The 19,940-nt window shown below is 47.2% G+C and carries 19 protein-coding genes and 5 tRNA genes; 16 read left to right on the top strand and 8 right to left on the bottom strand.

Features of this window, described 5'->3' with window-relative positions:
* Positions 1-18 precede the first annotated feature (18 nt).
* On the bottom strand, positions 19-234 hold the full coding sequence (locus tag ACZ5DR_RS09750) for a hypothetical protein (RefSeq protein WP_377368132.1): 216 nt from the start codon (positions 232-234) through the stop codon (positions 19-21).
* 89 nt (positions 235-323) lie between these two features.
* Here ACZ5DR_RS09750 and yaaA point away from each other — a divergent pair, with 89 nt between their 5' ends.
* A complete protein-coding gene (gene yaaA / locus ACZ5DR_RS09745) occupies positions 324-1,097 on the top strand; it encodes a peroxide stress protein YaaA (RefSeq protein ID WP_377368134.1) in 774 nt (257 codons plus the stop codon).
* Here the strand turns inward: yaaA and prmC are convergent.
* The 3 genes from prmC to hemA are packed head-to-tail and all read right to left on the bottom strand — an operon-like array spanning position 1,072 to position 4,324.
* Entirely contained in the window at positions 1,072-1,926 is an 855-nt protein-coding gene (prmC, locus tag ACZ5DR_RS09740; protein WP_377368136.1) for a peptide chain release factor N(5)-glutamine methyltransferase, read from the bottom strand. The genes yaaA and prmC overlap by 26 nt on opposite strands.
* 39 nt (positions 1,927-1,965) lie before the next feature.
* Positions 1,966-3,054, bottom strand: a complete 1,089-nt coding sequence (gene prfA / locus ACZ5DR_RS09735; RefSeq protein ID WP_377368138.1) for a peptide chain release factor 1 — start codon at positions 3,052-3,054, stop codon at positions 1,966-1,968.
* A 1-nt stretch (position 3,055) separates the two neighbouring features.
* Positions 3,056-4,324, bottom strand: a complete 1,269-nt coding sequence (hemA, locus tag ACZ5DR_RS09730) for a glutamyl-tRNA reductase (protein WP_377368140.1) — start codon at positions 4,322-4,324, stop codon at positions 3,056-3,058.
* A 410-nt stretch (positions 4,325-4,734) separates the two neighbouring features.
* On the opposite strand from hemA, the gene ACZ5DR_RS09725 reads away from it, so the two are divergent.
* The 13 genes from ACZ5DR_RS09725 (at position 4,735) to ACZ5DR_RS09665 (ending at position 12,433) form a co-directional block, all read left to right on the top strand.
* Positions 4,735-6,300 carry a tetratricopeptide repeat protein gene (locus ACZ5DR_RS09725; protein WP_377368142.1) on the top strand — a complete coding sequence of 522 codons (1,566 nt, stop codon included), beginning with the start codon at positions 4,735-4,737 and terminating at the stop codon, positions 6,298-6,300.
* 7 nt (positions 6,301-6,307) lie between these two features.
* Complete coding sequence (gene lolB, locus ACZ5DR_RS09720) at positions 6,308-6,883, top strand: lipoprotein insertase outer membrane protein LolB (protein ID WP_377368144.1); 576 nt, start codon at positions 6,308-6,310, stop codon at positions 6,881-6,883.
* The gene (gene ispE, locus ACZ5DR_RS09715) at positions 6,880-7,728 is read left to right on the top strand and encodes a 4-(cytidine 5'-diphospho)-2-C-methyl-D-erythritol kinase (protein WP_377368146.1); all 849 of its coding nucleotides are present in this window, start codon (positions 6,880-6,882) and stop codon (positions 7,726-7,728) included. Before lolB ends, ispE begins: the two co-directional genes overlap by 4 nt.
* Before the next feature lie 69 nt (positions 7,729-7,797).
* The gene (locus ACZ5DR_RS09710; protein WP_464543476.1) at positions 7,798-8,745 is read left to right on the top strand and encodes a ribose-phosphate diphosphokinase; all 948 of its coding nucleotides are present in this window, start codon (positions 7,798-7,800) and stop codon (positions 8,743-8,745) included.
* 68 nt (positions 8,746-8,813) lie between these two features.
* Positions 8,814-9,392, top strand: coding sequence for a 50S ribosomal protein L25/general stress protein Ctc (locus ACZ5DR_RS09705; RefSeq protein WP_377368148.1), 579 nt, complete (start codon positions 8,814-8,816; stop codon positions 9,390-9,392).
* Positions 9,393-9,408: 16 nt separating this feature from the next.
* Positions 9,409-9,993 carry an aminoacyl-tRNA hydrolase gene (pth, locus tag ACZ5DR_RS09700; protein ID WP_377368150.1) on the top strand — a complete coding sequence of 195 codons (585 nt, stop codon included), beginning with the start codon at positions 9,409-9,411 and terminating at the stop codon, positions 9,991-9,993.
* Between the two features lie 23 nt (positions 9,994-10,016).
* The gene (ychF, locus tag ACZ5DR_RS09695; protein ID WP_377368152.1) at positions 10,017-11,108 is read left to right on the top strand and encodes a redox-regulated ATPase YchF; all 1,092 of its coding nucleotides are present in this window, start codon (positions 10,017-10,019) and stop codon (positions 11,106-11,108) included.
* Between the two features lie 101 nt (positions 11,109-11,209).
* Positions 11,210-11,284 (top strand) — tRNA-Gln (locus tag ACZ5DR_RS09690).
* A gap of 9 nt (positions 11,285-11,293) precedes the next feature.
* A tRNA-Met gene (locus ACZ5DR_RS09685) sits at positions 11,294-11,370 on the top strand.
* A gap of 15 nt (positions 11,371-11,385) precedes the next feature.
* Positions 11,386-11,460: transfer RNA gene (locus ACZ5DR_RS09680), tRNA-Gln, on the top strand.
* Between the two features lie 16 nt (positions 11,461-11,476).
* Positions 11,477-11,553: transfer RNA gene (locus ACZ5DR_RS09675), tRNA-Met, on the top strand.
* Positions 11,554-11,577: 24 nt separating this feature from the next.
* Positions 11,578-11,652: transfer RNA gene (locus ACZ5DR_RS09670), tRNA-Gln, on the top strand.
* A 127-nt stretch (positions 11,653-11,779) separates the two neighbouring features.
* Positions 11,780-12,433, top strand: a complete 654-nt coding sequence (locus ACZ5DR_RS09665; protein ID WP_377368154.1) for a TIGR04219 family outer membrane beta-barrel protein — start codon at positions 11,780-11,782, stop codon at positions 12,431-12,433.
* 88 nt (positions 12,434-12,521) lie between these two features.
* On the opposite strand, the gene clpB is transcribed toward ACZ5DR_RS09665, so the two are convergent.
* From clpB to rluD, 3 genes are all read right to left on the bottom strand, one after another.
* Entirely contained in the window at positions 12,522-15,125 is a 2,604-nt protein-coding gene (gene clpB, locus ACZ5DR_RS09660) for an ATP-dependent chaperone ClpB (protein ID WP_377368156.1), read from the bottom strand.
* Positions 15,126-15,228: 103 nt separating this feature from the next.
* Positions 15,229-15,957, bottom strand: coding sequence for a peptidoglycan editing factor PgeF (gene pgeF, locus ACZ5DR_RS09655; protein ID WP_377368158.1), 729 nt, complete (start codon positions 15,955-15,957; stop codon positions 15,229-15,231).
* A 56-nt stretch (positions 15,958-16,013) separates the two neighbouring features.
* Positions 16,014-16,991 carry a 23S rRNA pseudouridine(1911/1915/1917) synthase RluD gene (rluD, locus tag ACZ5DR_RS09650; RefSeq protein WP_377368160.1) on the bottom strand — a complete coding sequence of 326 codons (978 nt, stop codon included), beginning with the start codon at positions 16,989-16,991 and terminating at the stop codon, positions 16,014-16,016.
* Positions 16,992-17,098: 107 nt separating this feature from the next.
* On the opposite strand from rluD, the gene ACZ5DR_RS09645 reads away from it, so the two are divergent.
* Positions 17,099-17,941 carry an outer membrane protein assembly factor BamD gene (locus ACZ5DR_RS09645; protein WP_377368162.1) on the top strand — a complete coding sequence of 281 codons (843 nt, stop codon included), beginning with the start codon at positions 17,099-17,101 and terminating at the stop codon, positions 17,939-17,941.
* A gap of 52 nt (positions 17,942-17,993) precedes the next feature.
* On the opposite strand, the gene ACZ5DR_RS09640 is transcribed toward ACZ5DR_RS09645, so the two are convergent.
* On the bottom strand, positions 17,994-18,206 hold the full coding sequence (locus tag ACZ5DR_RS09640; RefSeq protein WP_115468511.1) for a cold-shock protein: 213 nt from the start codon (positions 18,204-18,206) through the stop codon (positions 17,994-17,996).
* Between the two features lie 440 nt (positions 18,207-18,646).
* Here ACZ5DR_RS09640 and ACZ5DR_RS09635 point away from each other — a divergent pair, with 440 nt between their 5' ends.
* Entirely contained in the window at positions 18,647-19,858 is a 1,212-nt protein-coding gene (locus ACZ5DR_RS09635) for an ammonium transporter (RefSeq protein ID WP_377368164.1), read from the top strand.
* Positions 19,859-19,940: the final 82 nt, after the last annotated feature.

Here is a 19,940-nt window from a genome sequence, read left to right as displayed (position 1 = left end):
GTTAATTATTATTAAAATTTATCGCTTTGTTGAGTGTGCGCACTTTCGATTTTGCTCTGGTAACTCAGCCATTTCCAAAGGCCATTGTTTGCGCGCCTCATCAAAGGCATGACGCAACGCATCCAATTCACTTTGTGATACGTCGAGATTTTCTACTGGTGCCTCCATAGGAGCCTGTGTCTTACTGACAGACTGCTTTGCATTAGACGGAAACTGTATTAGGTTGTCCTTCATACAAGATCTCTATTGAGGCAATAAGTGGATATCTCATTACACTCTATGGATAATCGTTGTAAAACGCAACGATCAGTCAAGGTAAGACAATGAAATATTTGATTTCCCCAGCCAAAACGTTAGATCTAGAAAGCCAAGTCCCTGTCAATCAACATTCGGACCCAAGCTTTCTAGAACAAGCCCAATCCTTGATCAACACCATAAAGCCGTATACCCCCTCAGACATCGCTTCATTGATGAAACTGAGTGATAAACTCGCCACATTGAATGTAGAGCGTTACCAAGATTGGTCAAAAGAACATAACGCTGACAACAGCCGCCAGGCAGTTTTTACGTTCATGGGTGATGTGTACACGGGACTAGACGCTTACTCCTTAAGCGAAGCCCAAATCCAATATGCCCAATCCCACCTACGCATTCTTAGCGGCCTTTACGGACTGCTAAAACCTCTGGATCTGATGCAACCCTACCGCCTTGAAATGGGCACCAAACTCAAAAATGATAAGGGCGAGAACCTCTATCATTTCTGGTCTGATGTGATTGCCCCCGCTCTAAATGCGGAGCTTGAAGAAGACGAGTTGCTTGTCAACCTCGCCTCGACAGAGTACTTCAAAGCAGTCGATAAAAAAGCCATCAAAAGCACTATTGTGACGCCAAACTTTTTAGATGAGAAAAATGGCCAATACAAGGTAATCAGCTTCTACGCGAAAAAAGCGCGTGGATTAATGGTGCGCTACCTAATCGAAAGCGGCGCAGAGTCCATTGAGGACATTAAAGGGTTTGATCTGGCAGGATACCGTTACGATCCAGAACGTTCCAAGCCTTTAGAGCCTGTCTTTATTCGCCCTGAGAGCGCTCAATAAGACGCCCTACTGTTACCCGATCATTGCCACCTAAATCTTGATAGGTGGCAATCTCTTCAAAGCCATGAATTTCAAGCAAGCTCCTAACGGCGCTCCCTTGGTCATATCCATGCTCGAACATTAACCAACCCTTTTTCACCAGATAGTCTTTGGATTGAGACACAATATGACGGATGTCTGCCATCCCCTTCTCTTGCGCAATTAACGCAGTCAAAGGCTCAAACCTGACATCACCTTGGGTGAGGTGCTCATCCTCTGGATCAATGTAGGGCGGATTGGACACAATCAACTCAAACGGTGCCGCATCCTTCACCTCAGAGAACCAATTACTTTGGCGAAATTCAGCATTGCTCACGTCATTACGGATAGCATTACTCTGAGAAAGAGCCACGGCTTCAGCTTGATAATCAACTCCCATCACCTTTGAAGCTGACCACTCTTTTGCCAGAGCCAATGCAATGGCCCCAGTGCCAGTGCCGAGATCTAATATGGATCCAGCCCCTTGAGGTAACAAGTCTAACGCCACCTCTACTAATCGCTCCGTGTCAGCACGGGGTATCAAGGTGTGTGCAGAGGTTTCTAGGGATAAACTCCAAAAATCCTGCTCCCCAAGAATGTAAGCAATAGGCTCGCCTTTCTCTCTACGGGCAAGTAACGTCTCGAAACCCACTTGATGGGCATCGCAGACAGACTTATCTGGCCAAGTAAAAAAATAGGTGGTTGAGACCCCCATAATATGAGCCAACAGCAGCTGGGCATCCAATTGAGCTGTATCTGAGAGGGTGTCTAGCCGCCCATAGGCCTGTTTTAGTAAGGTATCAATGGTCATATGGGCGACATCACACAATAGGGTTGCTGGGAGCGGAGATTAATTTTCGCCGCTTAACGCAGCAAGTTGTTCTGCTTGGTATTCGTTCACAAGTGGGTTGATCAACACATCCAAATCCCCTTGAACGATTTCATCCAACTTATAAAGCGTCAAGTTAATACGGTGATCCGTTACACGACCCTGTGGGTAGTTATAAGTACGGATACGCTCGGAGCGATCGCCACTGCCCACTAATGAACGGCGCGCTTCAGACTGTTCAGAAGCCGCTTTTTCTTCTTCCGCAGCCTGCAGTTTAGAGGCCAGTAATGCCATCGCTTTAGCACGGTTTTTATGCTGGGAGCGCTCGTCCTGACATTCAACCACTACGCCCGTTGGAATGTGCAAGATACGAATCGCAGAATCGGTTTTGTTCACGTGCTGACCACCGGCACCAGACGCACGGAAAGTATCAATTCGAAGGTCGGCTTTATTAATATTTATCGCTTCCACTTCGTCCATTTCTGGCAATATCGCTACCGTACAAGCAGACGTGTGGATACGACCTTGAGACTCGGTTGCTGGCACACGTTGCACACGATGCGCACCGGATTCGAATTTCAATTTAGAGTACGCACCATCACCCACGATACGCGCAATCACTTCTTTGTAGCCACCATGTTCGCCTTCACTGGCACTAACGATTTCTACTTTCCAACGTTGGGTTTCCGCATAACGAGAATACATACGGAACAAGTCGCCAGAGAAGATCGACGCTTCGTCTCCACCGGTACCTGCTCGCACTTCCAAGAATACGTTCTTAGAATCGTTGGGGTCTTTTGGCAACAATAGCTTTTGCAGGTCCAGCAAGAGTTGCTCTTTTTGCTCCTGCCCTGCTTTTAGCTCTTCTTGCCCCATTTCCTTAAGATCTGGATCAGAGTCAGAGATAAGCAGTTGTGCTTCGTCAATGTTTTCTAATACTTGCTGGTATTCTTCAAAACACTTCACCACTGGCTCTAACTCAGCATATTCTTTGCTGTAATTACGGAACAGATCTTGATCCATAATGACATCGGCGTCGCTTAGTAACGCGGCCAGTTCTTCGTAACGCTCAGCCAGACTTTCTAACTTAAATTTAATTGATTCTTTCATTCTAGGATTCTTTTGTGTCAGTGATTCCAAGTACACCTGAGGCGATATCCAACGCTTGTTGGTCTGTGTCGGCACCCGCTTGTCTTAGAAATTGGGTTGGCGAATGAATCAGTTTGTTCATTAACCCATGGGCTAGTTTATTCATAACTTGCTCAGGAGACTGACCAGCCTCCAGCGCTTTCATTGCTCGTTCTAATTCGCTTTGTTTAATTGCATCTGCTTGGGCGCGGTAGCTTACAATTAGATCAGCCACTTTGCGAGACTCTTGTTTACGCTTATAGGCATTAATGCCCTCTTCGATGATGAGTTCTGCAGCTTCAGCGGCGTCCTGACGAGCCTTAACGTTTTCTTCAATAACAGAATGCAAATCATCCACTGTGTAGAGATAAGCGTCTTCCACATCCTGTACTTCAGGCTCAATATCTCGTGGGACAGCAATGTCTACCAATAACATAGGCTTTCTTCTACGTTTACTGGTCGCGCGCTCTACCATGCCTTTGCCAATGATGGGTAACTGGCTGGCCGTAGACGAAATCACAATATCCGCCTGGTGCAAATAATCTGTGATATCGCCGAGCAAAATCGCTTCTGCTCCTAATTCATCCGCCAGCACTTGAGCGCGTTCCAAGGTGCGATTGGCAACAATAATGCGCTTAATACCGGCTTCATTCAGATGACGTGCTACCAACTCAATCGTTTGTCCTGCTCCAATCAATAGCGCCGTACTGCGTTTAACATCCGCAAAAATACGCTGGGCCAAGCTCACCGCCGCAAATGCGATAGACACAGGGTTTTCACCAATCGCCGTATCCGTTCGCACACGCTTAGCAATGGAGAAGGTTTGTTGAAATAAGCTTTGCAGCTCTGCTCCCACGGTTTGACCCGATTGGGAAACGGCGTAGGCGGATTTCACCTGACCTAAAATCTGAGGCTCACCAAGAATGAGCGAATCCAGGCCTGCCGCTACACGCATAATATGCCTAACGCTTTCATCGTTACGGTGGGCATAGCAAAACTTCGCGAGCTCTTCCGGCTCGATGTGATGATATTCCCCCAACCAGCGGATAATACGATCCGCTTGCGCCTCATCCTCTACAGCACAATACAACTCAGTTCGGTTGCACGTTGACACAATCACCGCTTCCGATGCGTTTTCTCCAGACACAAGGGAGTGTAATGCCTCAACCATTTTCTCAGGGGCAAAGGAGACTTTTTCGCGGATGGAAACGGGAGCAGTTTTGTGGTTTACGCCCACAGTTATTAGCGGCATTCAGGAACTCTTCTCACAACTTGAGATCGTACAAGTAATTCAAACACACAGGATATTCTTCACTGAGTATCAAGATAGGCCCTATTATAAGTGGAATTTTTAGCTCTTCGCACCCCATCAAATCAATAAATCTATCGGTTGCTTACGCGATCAAGGCATTTTTGAGGCTGACAAGGCTATAACTGCAAGGCTAACATAGGAATCCAAGGGTCAATTAACTAACCGACAGACAGGCACTTATGCACACTCAACGGCTAAAGAATGTTTTCGCAAAAAGTCTCCTCGTCACAGCTCTGGGTCTAGGCTTAAGCGCCTGCAGTGTCCACTCCACAAAACAATCGACACTTATCTCAGACAGCTCCTGGCCAACTCCTACAACACAAAGTGCTAATTCACAGCAGTTAAAACAGTTGTTAAATGCCGAATTCACCCTGCAACGCCAAGGAGGAGAAGAAGCCTTTCCCCTTTACCTTGCAGCAGCCCAAACGAGTGGCAGCGATTTAGTATCCCAACGCTCTACGGCAGCGGCTATCGCCAGCGATAACAATAATGCCGTACTGGCTGCCACAGAACTCTGGCTAACCCAGAACCCCAAGGCCAGCCAAGCCTACCCGGTCAGATTTCAAGCCTTACTAGTGGATGAGCAGTTTCAGCAAGCGCAAGCTCTTTTGATTCAAGCCCGTACTGAAGAGGTGCCGTTAAGCTTTTTACCCGCTTTTGTTGATCAACAAGCCAGAAACATCGACGCAACAACACAATTGCAAACGATTTTGGCTGCTCCTGAATTAGAAGGAGCTCTCTATGTGGAGTTGGCAAAAACCCACTTAGACTTCCTTGAAGGCAAATCCCAAAAAATACTGACCAAGATCGATGCACTCATCGAACAAAGCCCGGATAATGAAATAGAGTCCCTGATCGTCATCAAAGCATTTAGCTTACAAAAGACAGGTGAGACAGAGCTTGCGCAAACGACTCTTGAAGCAGGAGAACAGGACTACCCCGACAGCCAACGCATCTTCGCCACCCTGCTCGACATCATGATTGAAAACGGCCAAACGGATAAAGCCATAGCCAAATTCGAATCTGCTGACCTCTCCCCCTTCGCCCAGCAACAGATTGGCCTATCCATGGGACAACTACTGCTGCAACAGGGCGAGAGACAACAGAGTATCCAAGTCCTCAAGCAACTTCCCTCTAGGGGAGGTCTAAGTCACCAAATCCACTTTATTTTAGCTAATGCCTACCACGAAGATGGACAACAAGAAAAAGCCCTACAAACCCTAACCCGTGTGTTTGGCAGCTTGAGCTGGAATGCATCAGAATTATTGGTCAAATGGCTATATGAAAATGGGCAACCAGAGCGCATCAACAGCATCATTATTCAACGTACTGGGTTAGATGACGAGCCTGGTCATGTGATTGGTGTATCGGATCTCCATGAACAGCAACAGCGCCCAGATTTATCTCTTGAGCTACTAAGTGCCGCGCTGTTAGCTTTTCCTAACATGGACTCTGTTCGATATAAGCGCGCCATCACTTATGATCAACGGGGCCAGTGGCAAGCCGCAATCAAAGACTTACGATTACTTGCTCAAAAGCACCCTGATGACGCGTCTTACCTGAACGCACTGGGCTATACCATCATGGTACGTGACCCAGTGAACATAGACGAAGCCATTGACCTAATTGAGCAGGCTTATGAACTGGACCCAGAAGACCCTGCGATTATTGACAGTTTAGGTTGGGCCCATTACCTAAGGGGCGAATTAGACACAGCTGCTGCCCTACTCAACCAAGCCTGGAACATAATGGAAGATGCTGAGATTGGTGCCCATTACGGAGAAGTTCTTTGGCAACTAGGCCAACAAGAGCAAGCCCGACGTATCTGGCGTACCTCATTGGAATTGAATGCTCAACTCCCTACACTCAGACAAACACTTGAAAAGTTCGAGCCAACATTGCTCGATCAAGAATAGGACCTCTATGAAAAAGCTTATAATCAGTGCTTTAACAGTGTCTGCATTAGCAGGCTGTAGCATGACCCCTACGACTCCCAAAGCACCGACACCAGAGACGGTAGATGCCATTCAATCTTGGCAAACAGAAGGTCGCGTAGGAATCCGCACAGAAAATGACGCTATTTCTGGTAACTTTTACTGGGATTACGGACCAGATCAATACGAACTCAATATTTATGGCCCCTTTGGTCAAGGGGCAACTCGTCTGCAAGGCACACCAAATAAAGTGGCTCAACTGACCTATGATGACAAAACGGTCGTTGGCAAAAACGCTGAAGATCTTCTGTTTGACGAGCTTGGCTGGCAATTCCCTGTAAACCAAGTGCGATACTGGATACGTGGTTTACCATCACCCAAGTCTTACGCCAACATTCAATACGATATCGATGGCAAAACTCCGACACAAATCACCCAAGACAACTGGACGGTGACCTATCGCGAATTTACGGAAATCGATAATTTAAAACTACCTCAGCGCATGCAAGTGACCCGCTTGCCGTATCGTGTGAACCTGATTATTACTCGATGGAACGTTCAATGAGCCCACTAACCCTCCCTGCACCGGGGAAGCTCAATCTGTTTCTACACATTACGGGACGTCGAGAAGACGGATACCATGATTTACAAACTGTTTTTCAGTTCATTGATCTCTGTGATGAAATGACTTTTACCCTGACAGATCAAGATGGCATTCAAATCCAACCTGAGATTCCGGGTGTGCCGCTAGAAAACAACCTGATCTACAAAGCAGCAAAGCTACTGGAGCCCTCCCGCAAGACACCTAAAGGCGTATTGGTCAAGCTAGACAAGAAGCTTCCCATGGGGGGGGGCATCGGCGGGGGGAGCAGCGATGCCGCCACGACCTTACTTGCACTGAACAAACTATGGCAATGTGAACATAATTTGGAGCAGCTTGCTGCCCTAGGAAAAGATTTAGGAGCCGATGTTCCAGTGTTTGTTCTTGGTCACTCAGCGTTCGCTGAAGGCATCGGAGAAAAACTCACCAAAGTCGCTCCCAAAACCCCGTACTACCTGCTTTTAAAGCCAAATTGCCACGTCCCAACTGTTCAAATTTTTACCGATAAACATTTGACAAGAGACACCCCTGCCATCAGAATATCGCACGCCTTGAAACTGGATGGACACAACGATTGTCTAGAAGTCGTGAAAAGGCTTTATCCTGAAGTGGATGAAGCTATGACATGGCTTACTCAATTTGGCGACGCAAAGCTAACAGGTACCGGTGCGTGCTTGTTTTTGGCGTTCGACAAAATTGATGACGCTGAGCGAGTGAGAGCGTCCGCACCAAAGAAGTGGCAAACTTGGGTTTGTCGTGGTCGTAACACCTCTCCCACTCATGATGCCTTGGACCAGTGGATTGCATAGCAGCTGACTGACCGCTGCCTAAAACGCCAGTCTATTTTTCATCGCTACAAAATACAAAGGGTATACACAGTGTCCAAGTTAATGGTTTTTACCGGTAATGCCAACCCTGAACTCGCACGCAGGGTAGTACGCCGCTTGGGACTTCCAATTGGCAATGCCACCGTTGGAAAGTTCAGCGACGGTGAGATCACGGTCGAGATCAACGAAAATGTTCGTGGTAAAGACGTTTTCATCATTCAGTCAACCTGTGCACCAAGCAACGACAACCTAATGGAACTGATTGTCATGGCCGATGCCTTACGCCGCGCATCTGCCACCCGTGTTACCGCTGTAATCCCCTACTTCGGTTATGCTCGCCAAGATCGTCGCGTACGCTCTGCCCGAGTACCGATTACAGCAAAAGTTGTAGCGGATATGATTTCTGCTGTAGGCATCAACCGTGTACTAACAGTTGATTTACATGCAGACCAAATCCAAGGGTTCTTTGATATCCCTGTGGACAACGTTTACGCAACACCCTTGCTGCTAGACGATTTGCAACGCCAAGGCCACGAAAACATTACCGTGGTATCGCCTGACGTTGGTGGCGTAGTACGTGCTCGTGCTTTCGCTAAATTACTGGATGATGCGGATCTTGCCATCATCGACAAACGTCGCCCACGAGCCAATGAGGCTCAGATCATGCACTTGATCGGTGATGTAAAAGACAAAACCTGTGTATTGGTCGATGACATGATCGATACAGGCGGCACCCTGTGTGCGGCCGCCAAAGCACTAAAAGAACACGGTGCATCGAAAGTGCTTGCCTACTGTACTCACCCAGTACTGTCTGGCAAAGCCATTGATAACATTAGCAATTCTGTACTGGATGAGTTGGTTGTGTCAGACACAATCCCATTGACTCAAGCAGCACAGGACTGCGCAAAAATCCGCCAATTGTCGATGTCTGACATTATGGCCGAGGCTGTTCGTCGCGTCTGCAACGAAGAGTCAATCAGTGCCATGTTTGGGGCCTAAGCCAAACATTAACGCTCGGAACGGGTCGCAGTTCTGGGCACCTTAAACTTAATTTAGGATATTTAAAAATGTCTCAAGTACTAAACGCTACTGTACGTAACGAAGAAGGTAAAGGTGCGAGCCGCCGCCTTCGCCACCAAGGTCTTGTTCCAGCTGTAGTATACGGCGGTAACACTGACGCTGCATCCGTAACGTTCAAAAGCAACGAAGTAGCAAAAGCAGTTGAAAGCACAGCGTTCCTAACAGGCGTTGTTAAAGTCGCTGTTGACGGCGCAGAGCAAGAAGTAATCGTTAAGTCTCTACAACGTCACCCAGCTACTGGCGATGTAATGCACATCGACCTTCAGCGCGTTGATTCAGAAACTAAGCTTGTTACACGTGTTCCTCTAGAATTCGTTAACGCTTCTAAATCTGAAGGTGTTAAATCTCAAGGTGGTCGTCTACAAGTAGAAGCGAAACTTGCTGAAGTTCGCTGCCTACCAAAAGACCTTCCAGCTTCTTTGATCGTTGATACGATCGAAGGTCAGCTTGGTCAGATTTTCCACCTTTCTGACGCTCAACTACCAGAAGGCGTTGAGTTGGTTGCTTTGCTTAAAGGCGAAGACCACGACCAGCCTATCGCACGTATCGGTAAAGCTAAGCGCTAATCATTGAGGCAAGTTTGTGGCAGGTTTTAGATTACTCGTTGGCTTGGGCAACCCAGGCTCTGAATATGAAAATACCCGCCACAATGCTGGCGCACAATGGATAGAAGCATTGGCTCGCATGAGCCAATGCTCTCTTCGCACAGAGAAGAAATTCTTTGGCCAATTCGGCAAAGTTTTTATAGGTGGGCAGGAATGTTATCTACTGATTCCTTCGACCTATATGAATTTAAGTGGCAAAGCGGTTCAAGCTGTTTGCCAGTTCTACAAAATCTCTCCCCAAGAAATTCTCGTCGCACACGATGAACTTGATATCGATCCAGGCACCGTTAAATTGAAAAAAAGTGGTGGCCATGGTGGTCATAATGGCCTAAAAGATATCATCAACAAACTCGGCAACAATCGTGATTTTGGTCGTGTACGCATAGGTATTGGTCATCCTGGGCACGCCAGCAAAGTAGCCGGCTATGTGCTAACAAAAGCACCAAGCGACGAATACCAAAAAATCGAACAAACCATTGATGAGTCATTACGCTACCTCGAAGACATTGTCGCGGACAATTGGAGTAACGTTATGAACCATCTTCATAGTTTCAAAGCATAAACTACCAGCTTTAGGAAAATATTATGGGCTTTAACTGCGGTATCGTCGGCTTACCAAACGTCGGCAAATCAACTCTATTCAACGCACTCACCAAAGCTGGCATCGGCGCAGAAAACTTCCCTTTCTGTACTATAGAGCCAAACGCTGGCGTTGTTCCTATGCCCGATCCACGCCTAGACGCCCTAGCAGAGATCGTTAAGCCTGAAAAAGTCTTGGCAACAACCATGGAATTCGTTGATATTGCAGGTCTTGTAGAAGGCGCCTCAAAAGGGGAAGGGCTTGGCAACAAGTTCTTGGCAAACATTCGTGAAACCGATGCGATTGCCCACGTGGTACGTTGCTTTGAAGACGACAATGTCATTCACGTTTCCAACCAAGTTAACCCTAAAGCTGACATCGAAGTCATTAACCTAGAGCTCGTATTTGCCGATCTAGAATCCATCGACAAACAACTGCTTCGAACGGCCAAAAATGCGAAAAGTGGTAACAAAGAAGCCATTGCCCACAAAGCGTTTCTAGAGCGCATTAAAGCACACCTAGAAGACGGACTTCCGGTACGTGGCATGGAGTTAACGGACGACGAGAAGAAAGCGGTTAAACAACTTCACCTACTTACCACAAAGCCAACCATGTACATTGCAAACGTCTCTGAAGACGGCTTTGAAAACAACCCTCACCTAGAGGTAGTTAGAGAGATTGCCGCCTCAGAGGGCGCTACAGTGGTTCCTATCTGTAACCAACTGGAAGCAGAAATCTCCGAGCTGGACGCAGAAGAAATGAAAGACTTTCTTGACGAGATGGGTATGGAAGAGCCAGGCCTAGATCGCGTTATCCGCGCTGGCTATGAGCTACTTGGCCTACAGACCTACTTCACCGCAGGCGTGAAAGAAGTACGTGCTTGGACCGTTAAACAAGGTGCGACTGCCCCTCAGGCAGCAGGCGTGATTCATACAGACTTCGAAAAAGGCTTTATCCGAGCAGAAGTAGTTGCTTACAAAGATTTCATTCAATACAAGGGTGAAAACGGCGCAAAAGAAGCGGGTAAATGGCGTTTAGAAGGTAAAGACTACATTGTGAAAGATGGCGATGTGATGCATTTCCGCTTCAATGTATAAAATTTTCTAAAAATGCTTGACCCATGAATGGGTTATATGAATAATATCGCGCCACAGACACAGGGAAGCCCAAAGCTTTCAGCTGTCTGTGAGAAGATTGTTGGGGTGTAGCCAAGCGGTAAGGCAACGGGTTTTGATCCCGTCATGCGTAGGTTCGAATCCTGCCACCCCAGCCACTCTTCAAAGGCTATGTAGCTCAGTTGGTTAGAGCACATCACTCATAATGATGGGGTCACTAGTTCGAATCTAGTCATAGCCACCAACTTTTTTGATAAGTTGGGGTGTAGCCAAGCGGTAAGGCAACGGGTTTTGATCCCGTCATGCGTAGGTTCGAATCCTGCCACCCCAGCCATCAATTCAGACCTTTAGGCTATGTAGCTCAGTTGGTTAGAGCACATCACTCATAATGATGGGGTCACTAGTTCGAATCTAGTCATAGCCACCACTTCTTACGGTCAATCACATTTTTTGGGGTGTAGCCAAGCGGTAAGGCAACGGGTTTTGATCCCGTCATGCGTAGGTTCGAATCCTGCCACCCCAGCCACTACTTCCTACGTTTCTGGTTTTAAAATTAGCTTATTTAGTACCGACTGACTGGCACTTAAGTATTCCATACCGTACCGTCACTCAGTATAATTCGCTTATTCCAACTCCTAAACAGGGATGATCCCATGAAAAAAGCACTTGTTGCATCAACGATCCTACTTGCCAGCGCCGCAAACGCTGACGTCCTAGGCCTTACAGCTGAAATCGGCCAATACTCTCCTGACGCCAGCTTTGATGGCCGAGTGGACGGCCAGTCATACAACTCTGACTTATCCGCTGACAGCACTACTTACTACGGTATTGCTTTTGAGCACCCAATGCCAGTTATCCCTAATGTTCGACTACAAGGGTCTACTTTAGAGGGCTCAGACAGCAATGCATCAACAAAAGTTGATGCGACAGATTACACCTTGTATTACGAAATCCTGGATGGCCTTGCCTGGCTTGACCTAGATGTTGGTGTATCGTTTCGCCAAATGGACGTTGACGCACGTGTAAACAACTCTAAAGCATCTGAGAGCTTTGTTTTACCAACAGGCTATGTCTCAGCATACTTCACTATCCCAACTCTCCCTATCTCTCTTGGTGGTGAGATGAAGACTTTAGCAGTAGGCGATTCAAGTGTTACTGACACAACTTTGAAAGTGAAATACCAATCCCCTTTCATCGTCGGTGTTGAAGGCGGCTACCGCAACGCTAACCTTAAAATTGACGAAGGTAGCATCGATACTGAAGTAGATTTTGATGGCTTCTTTATTGGCGTATTTGCTGACTTCTAAGCTTCACTAATGTCTAAGCGTCATAGTCACGACAAAAAAAGCCAGCGCATTGCGCTGGCTTTTTTGTTGAATCCCTTTCGAGTGAGAGTTATGAAGCCTCTCGAGCTACCGGCTCTGAGGTAAACGCCATCCCTTCTTCATCAGCATCCACTTGAATCTCGTCTCCTGCCACAAAATGCCCTGATAGCAACTCATTAGCAAGGGGGTTTTCTATCCATTGCTGAATAGCACGCTTCAATGGACGAGCACCATAAATCGGGTCGTAACCTACTTCAGCCAATCGCTCAAGAGCCCTATCAGTTAGGGTCATAGACATCCCCATTTCCGTCAGTCGCTGGTTTAACTGACTAAGCTGGATTTGAGCAATACCTTTGATTTGGGATTGCATTAGCGGATGGAACACCACTGTCTCGTCAATACGGTTGATAAATTCTGGACGAAAATGCATGCCCACCACTTCCATCACCTTAGACTTCATTTGCTCGTATTCATCATCAGAGCGGTATTCTTGAATCACATCCGACCCAAGGTTAGAAGTCATCACCACCACCGTATTACGGAAATCAACAGTACGGCCCTGGCCATCCGTTAAACGCCCATCATCTAACACCTGCAATAGGATGTTAAAAACATCTGGATGCGCTTTTTCCACCTCATCTAGCAACAACACGGAGTAAGGACGTCGGCGAACAGCTTCCGTAAGGTAACCACCTTCTTCATACCCCACATAACCTGGAGGCGCCCCAATCAGGCGCGCCACAGAGTGCTTCTCCATAAACTCAGACATGTCCACTCGAACCATGGCTTGCTCCGTATCAAACAGAAAACGCGCCAGAGACTTACACAACTCAGTTTTACCAACCCCTGTTGGCCCCAAGAACAAGAAAGAGCCATTTGGTCGATTAGGATCCGCTAGACCTGAACGAGAGCGGCGCACAGCGTTAGATACCGCTTTAACTGCTTCATCCTGACCAATCACTGACTCATGGAGAGAGTCCTCCATACGCAGTAATTTATCACGCTCACCTTCCAGCATTTTATCGACTGGAATACCAGTCCAACGAGAGACTACGGTCGCGATCTCTTCTTCTGTGACACGGTTTTTAAGCAATTGCGTCTGGGCTTCTGTTTCTTCTGCTTGAGCCGCTTTCTCAATCTCAGCCTCTAGCATTGGAATAACGCCGTATTGAAGCTCGGACATTTTGGCCAAATTACCCTGACGACGAGCCTCTTCCATTTCGTGACGCACCGCCTCGAGTTCTTCTTTCAGCTTTTGCGCCCCTTGAACCGCTGCTTTTTCAGCATTCCAGATCTCTTCTAGGTCAGAAAACTGTTTTTGCAAGGCATCAATCTCAGACTCTAATTCCGCTAAGCGCAATTTTGACGCCTTGTCTTTTTCTTTTTTCAAAGCTTCTTGTTCGATTTTTAATTGAATCAAACGACGCTCCAAGCGATCCATTTCTTCTGGCTTAGAGTCCATTTCCATACGAATACGACTGGCTGCTTCGTCCACCAAATCAATAGCCTTATCAGGCAATTGACGATCCGTAATATAACGCTGGGAAAGTTTTGCTGCGGCAATAATCGCAGAATCTGTAATGTCCACACCATGATGCACTTCATAGCGCTCTTTCAAGCCCCGCAGGATAGCAATGGAGTCCATGACACTTGGCTCTTCCACTAAGACCTTCTGGAAACGACGCTCAAGTGCAGCATCCTTCTCGATATACTGACGATACTCATCAAGAGTCGTAGCCCCTACACAATGCAGCTCTCCACGAGCCAATGCAGGTTTAAGCATATTCCCCGCATCCATGGAGCCTTCAGACTTGCCAGCCCCCACCATGGTATGAATCTCATCGATGAAAAGGATGATTTGGCCTTCCTGTTTCGACAACTCGTTCAAGACGGCTTTTAGACGCTCCTCAAATTCACCGCGATATTTAGCCCCTGCAATCAAGGCCCCCATATCCAGCGCCAAGACACGCTTCTTCTTGAGACCTTCTGGCACTTCGCCATTAATAATTCGCTGGGCCAACCCTTCAACAATGGCGGTTTTACCTACACCCGGCTCACCAATAAGGACAGGGTTGTTTTTACGGCGGCGCTGCAGCACCTGAATCGTTCTACGTATTTCGTCATCACGACCGATCACCGGATCAAGACGCCCTTCCGCTGCTCGAGCCGTTAGATCCACAGTATATTTATCAAGAGCCTGACGACTTTCTTCTGCATCTGGGTCATTTACCCCTTCGCCACCGCGAACGCTGTCTACCACCGCGGCAATATCCGCCTTGGTAACACCTGTCGCCTTGAGCGCTTTAGACACATCATCCTTCGCATCGAACATAGCCAGCAACAGCAGTTCTGAAGAAATGTACTGATCTTTACGTTTTTGCGCTTCCTTGTCTGCGAGGTTCAACAGGCGACCAAGCTCTGGTGACATCTGCACATTACCATCGTGATCATTCACCTTAGCCATGCGATCTAACACTTGGTTAAGGGATTCACGGAATTTAGTTACTTGAACGCCCGCCTGTTGAAGAATTGGGCGTGTGCTGCCCCCTTGCTGATCTAGCAAGGCAAGCATAAGGTGAACAGGTTCGATATAGGTATGATCTTGCCCCAGCGCTACCGACTGCGCATCCGAAAGAGCAAGTTGTAATTTACTGGTTAACCGATCAATACGCATACATGACCTCCGATAAATCGATTATTAAATAAGCCTCTAATCGCTTTATAGGTGCTAGATTTCACTTTTCAACGGAAGAGTGTCATTTTTTTGACACCCATCATTATTCAAACCAAATCAAGGTCGCCATGCGCCCTGTCACACCCTCTCTCCGATAAGAGAAAAAGCGCGCTTGATCTGTGTGGGTACAATAATCTCCGCCACTCACCCTATGACAACCCGCTGCTGCCAATCGCTGGCGGGCCAAAAGATACAAATTACCTAGCCATTTATCCGGGTGCCCAGCGGGTCTAAATGCTTCTTCGGCATTAGGATCTTTCTCTATAAACGCCGCCCTCACTTCACTGCCAACCTCAAACGCTTCAGGACCTATGGCCGGCCCTAAACAGGCAACCACATCAGCAGGATCACGAAACTTTGCCAAAGTCGCCTCAAGCACCCCATCACACAGCCCACGCCAACCCGCATGGGCGACTGCCACTTCGTCTCCCGCAAGGCTCGTAAAAACTACTGGTAAACAGTCAGCAGTCAGCACGGCACAGACAGTATTCGCCTGATTGGTATAGGCCGCATCAGCGGTCACACTAGAGGGGTTAGGCAAGCTCACCACATCCGCACTGTGCACTTGATTAAGCCACTGAATCTCTCCCTCATAACCTAACCAATCTTTTAACAAGTGACGATTTTGAGACACCGCCTCCGGTAAATCCTGCACATGGGCACCAAGGTTAAAGCCTTCATAGACACCAGAGCTGACACCACCTTCACGGGTCGTCACATAGGCCTTTACGTTTTTCGGCACTTGCCAGTCCAAGGAAATAATTGATTCCATATCTACCACCTAACAAAAAGGCAGCTTAATGCTGCCTTTGATTTATATGTCTTACGTTACATGTAATGGGTTTTACCGCCGTTGTGAAGATCTTCTTCTAACATCTCCAACAGGGCTTTCATATCCTCAGGAAGATCAACTTCCCATTCCATCCATTCACCTGTCACCGGATGAGACAACTCCAGTTTCTTAGCGTGTAAAGCTTGGCGTCGGAAGCCTCGTAGAGCCTCCTGTAGATCAGGAGAACAGCCTTTTGGCATTTTCAATCGCCCTGCATATTGAGGATCACCCACCAAGGGATAACCAATATAGGACATATGCACACGAATCTGATGGGTTCGACCCGTTTCCAACTTTAGGCGAATATGGGTATGGTTGTTATAGCGTTTAACCAAACGATAATGGGTAATGGCCTCTTTACCATTCACTGGTTCTACTGCTTGCTTTTGGCGATTATGAGGGTGACGTCCGATTGGTTCGTCCACCACACCGCCCCCCGTCATTGCACCAATGGAAATAGCTTCGTATTCCCGCCCCATACTACGGTCTTGTAATTGGGTTACGAGATCCGTTTGAGCGATCAAAGTTTTCGCCACCACCATGAGACCTGTTGTCTCCTTATCAAGACGGTGCACAATCCCTGCTCGAGGAACCGTCGCCGTCTCAGGAGCATGATGTAGAATCGCATTTAATAAAGTCCCATCATTGTGCCCCGCCGCTGGGTGAACCACCAAGCCAGCTGGCTTATTGATGATCATGATATCTTCGTCTTCGTAAACGATATCTAGGGGGATGTCTTGGGCATCGTGAACCTCTTGCTCCTCTAAGGCCACATCTAGGGTAATCATCTCCCCGCCGAAGAGCTTTTCTTTAGGCTTAGTTTTCTTGCCATCGACCAAAAGCACGCCATCTTTGATCCAACCTTGGATCCGAGAACGTGAGTAATCTGAAAACATTTCGGTAGCAATTTGATCAAATCGCTGTCCGGAAAATTCCAGTGTAACTTGGGCTTCTTTTACTATGCGCTCTGCCATACAATAAACTTTCTTTGCTCTATGCTGCGTCATGAGGACGCGAAATACGTCAATTGCATAATCGTTATACAAACTATTATGCTGCTTTTACTAGGGTTGTATTATACATGGGATTCATTAAGACATTGTCACGTTTTCTGACAATTGCTGCCATTTACTCCGTTCTGACGGCTTGCTCCAGTGGACCAACCATAGAACCTGACCTTCCCGAGCAGGAATACTTTGATAAAGGCCAGGAGGCACTGGACAACAGCTTACCCTCTACTGCGGTGGAACATTTCAAAAACCTGGAAACGCGCTACCCATTTGGGGATTATGTGATTCGCGCGCGACTTGATCTAATCTACGCACAACACGAGGCAGGTGATTATATTGCCGCTCACGCAGCGGCGGATCGCTTTATTAAAAATTACCCTGATAACAATGCTCTAGATTACGCCTACTACATGCGTGCGCTTTCTACCTATCGCGGAGCAGAAACCTTCTCTGGTCGTTATTTAAATCAAAATCCAGCAGAGCGTGATGCCAGTGAGTTTAACAAGGCATTCAATGAGTTCGCAGACTTTTTAGCTCGCTTCCCTAGCAGCGAGTTTGCCCCAGATGCCAAGGCACGCATGATTCACCTACGTAATATGGTGGCGGAGCATGAACTCAATATCGCCCACTACTACTTTGCACGCAAAGCGCCGCTGTCCGCTCTTCGAAGAGGTCAAGAAGTCGTTCAGCATTACCCTTCTACCCCATCTGTAGAAGAAGCTATTGCAGTGACGATCCAAGCTTACATGGACCTAGAGCTGTACGACAACGCGCAAACGAACCTTGCTGTACTGAAGACCAACTTCCCTGACAGCCAATACCTTGATCAAGACGGGAAGTTCATTCCCTTCGAGCTTCCAAAGGAAGCAGATCCTGACACCCTATACTGGGTCAGCCTAGGGCTCATTAACTAGCAGATATAAAAAAGCCAAGCAAAATGCTTGGCTTTTTTAATTTCATGCCAGATCAAACAATCGTGACATTCTCAGCTTGAGGGCCTTTTTGCCCTTGAGTTACTTCAAAAGTAACTTTTTGTCCTTCAAGCAGGGTACGACGGCCCGTACCATTAATAGCGCGGAAATGAACAAACACATCCGAACCACCATCACGCTCAATGAATCCAAATCCCTTCTCGTCGTTAAACCACTTAACGATACCGGATACCAATTGATCTGACATATAAACCTCTTTTTTTTATACTGCGTTATAAAGCAGTGTTTAAGCTTCCTACTTCGTGATCCCGAAGCATTGTTCCTTGCCACCACACAAAACCAATCTCTGATTTAATTTTGAACAGTAACCTAACCGATAATATGACGACTAAAAAAAAATAGAAAGATCCTACTTACACAAAATATGCACCATATAGCACTTTTGAATCTATTAGCCAACATAGCTCAATAGTTTAACCTCATAAGATGACAACACTTTTACAGTCATCATCCATTACCGCACCAATTAAAAACACCAGAACATCAATCGCACCATTTTGGCAAGGTTTTTGCTTGAAAATGCACCGAAAAAAGGGAATACACAAAAATACCGGGACCAAGGCCTCTATTTGAGGCACAAAAACAACAACCCATACCAAATTGGTGCAAAACCAACTAGGAGCCCTCGTGGATCAAATTAACAGCGCGGTTGAAACACTTATCGCCAGCTCAAACACTCTTTTTATTTTACTCGGCGCCATCATGGTTTTTGCCATGCATGCAGGCTTCGCATTTTTAGAAGTCGGCACCGTTCGCAACAAAAACCAGGTCAATGCTCTGGTTAAAATCATGACCGACTTCGCCATCTCTGCCTTGGTGTACTTTTTCGTCGGCTATCAAATCGCCTATGGTGTAAACTTTTTTGAAAGCGCCGAAACACTGTCACAAAACAGTGGCTATGCCTTAGTGAAGTTCTTCTTTTTAATGACCTTCGCTGCAGCGATCCCCGCTATCATTTCCGGCGGTGTTGCGGAGCGAGCAAAGTTCTACCCAATGCTTATTTCAGCCGCCCTAATCGTGGGGGTAGTTTACCCATTTTTTGAAGGAATCATCTGGAATGGCAACTATGGCATCCAAGACTGGCTTGAAGCATCGTTTGGCGCACCTTTCCATGACTTCGCAGGCTCAGTCGTTGTTCATGGCCTAGGGGGTTGGGTTGCTTTAGCCGCGATAGCACTTCTGGGCACCCGCAATGGTCGTTTCCGAAATGGCAAACTGGTTGCATTCGCCCCATCCAATATTCCCTTTCTTGCCCTAGGTGCTTGGATTCTCTGCATTGGCTGGTTTGGATTCAACGTCATGTCGGCACAGACCTTGGATAGCATCAGCGGCTTAGTAGCCGTTAACTCTCTAATGGCCATGGTAGGCGGCGTTATCACAGCCATGATCATTGGTAAAAATGACCCAGGCTTTATTCATAACGGCCCACTCGCTGGACTTGTGGCCATCTGTGCTGGCTCAGACCTGATGCATCCTATTGGCGCCCTTGCAACAGGAGCTGTAGCTGGTGCTTTATTCACCCTACTATTCACATGGATGCAACAGAAACTACACAACATTGATGATGTATTAGGCGTATGGCCCCTACACGGTGTCTGTGGTGCTTGGGGTGGAATTGCCGCCGGTATTTTTGGCTCCACCGCCCTTGGAGGCTTAGGTGGCGTTAGCCTGACCACACAAATTATCGGCACCTTGATGGGAATTGCCATTGCCCTAGTTGGCGGCGCAATCGTATACGGCATCGTGAAGGCCGTCTCTGGACTTCGCTTAAGCGAAGAAGACGAATTTAACGGCGCTGATTTATCAATCCATAAGATTGGCTCAATGGGTAAAGAGTAGCTTTTCACTAAGACAAAGAGAGGGCTTTGCCTCCCTCTCTTTGTTATGATCAGCACCTCACCCCATTATTTAATCCATTCCC

It is taken from the genome of Marinomonas vaga, assembly GCF_055388305.1.
This window is presented reverse-complemented; position numbering and strand designations above follow the sequence as displayed.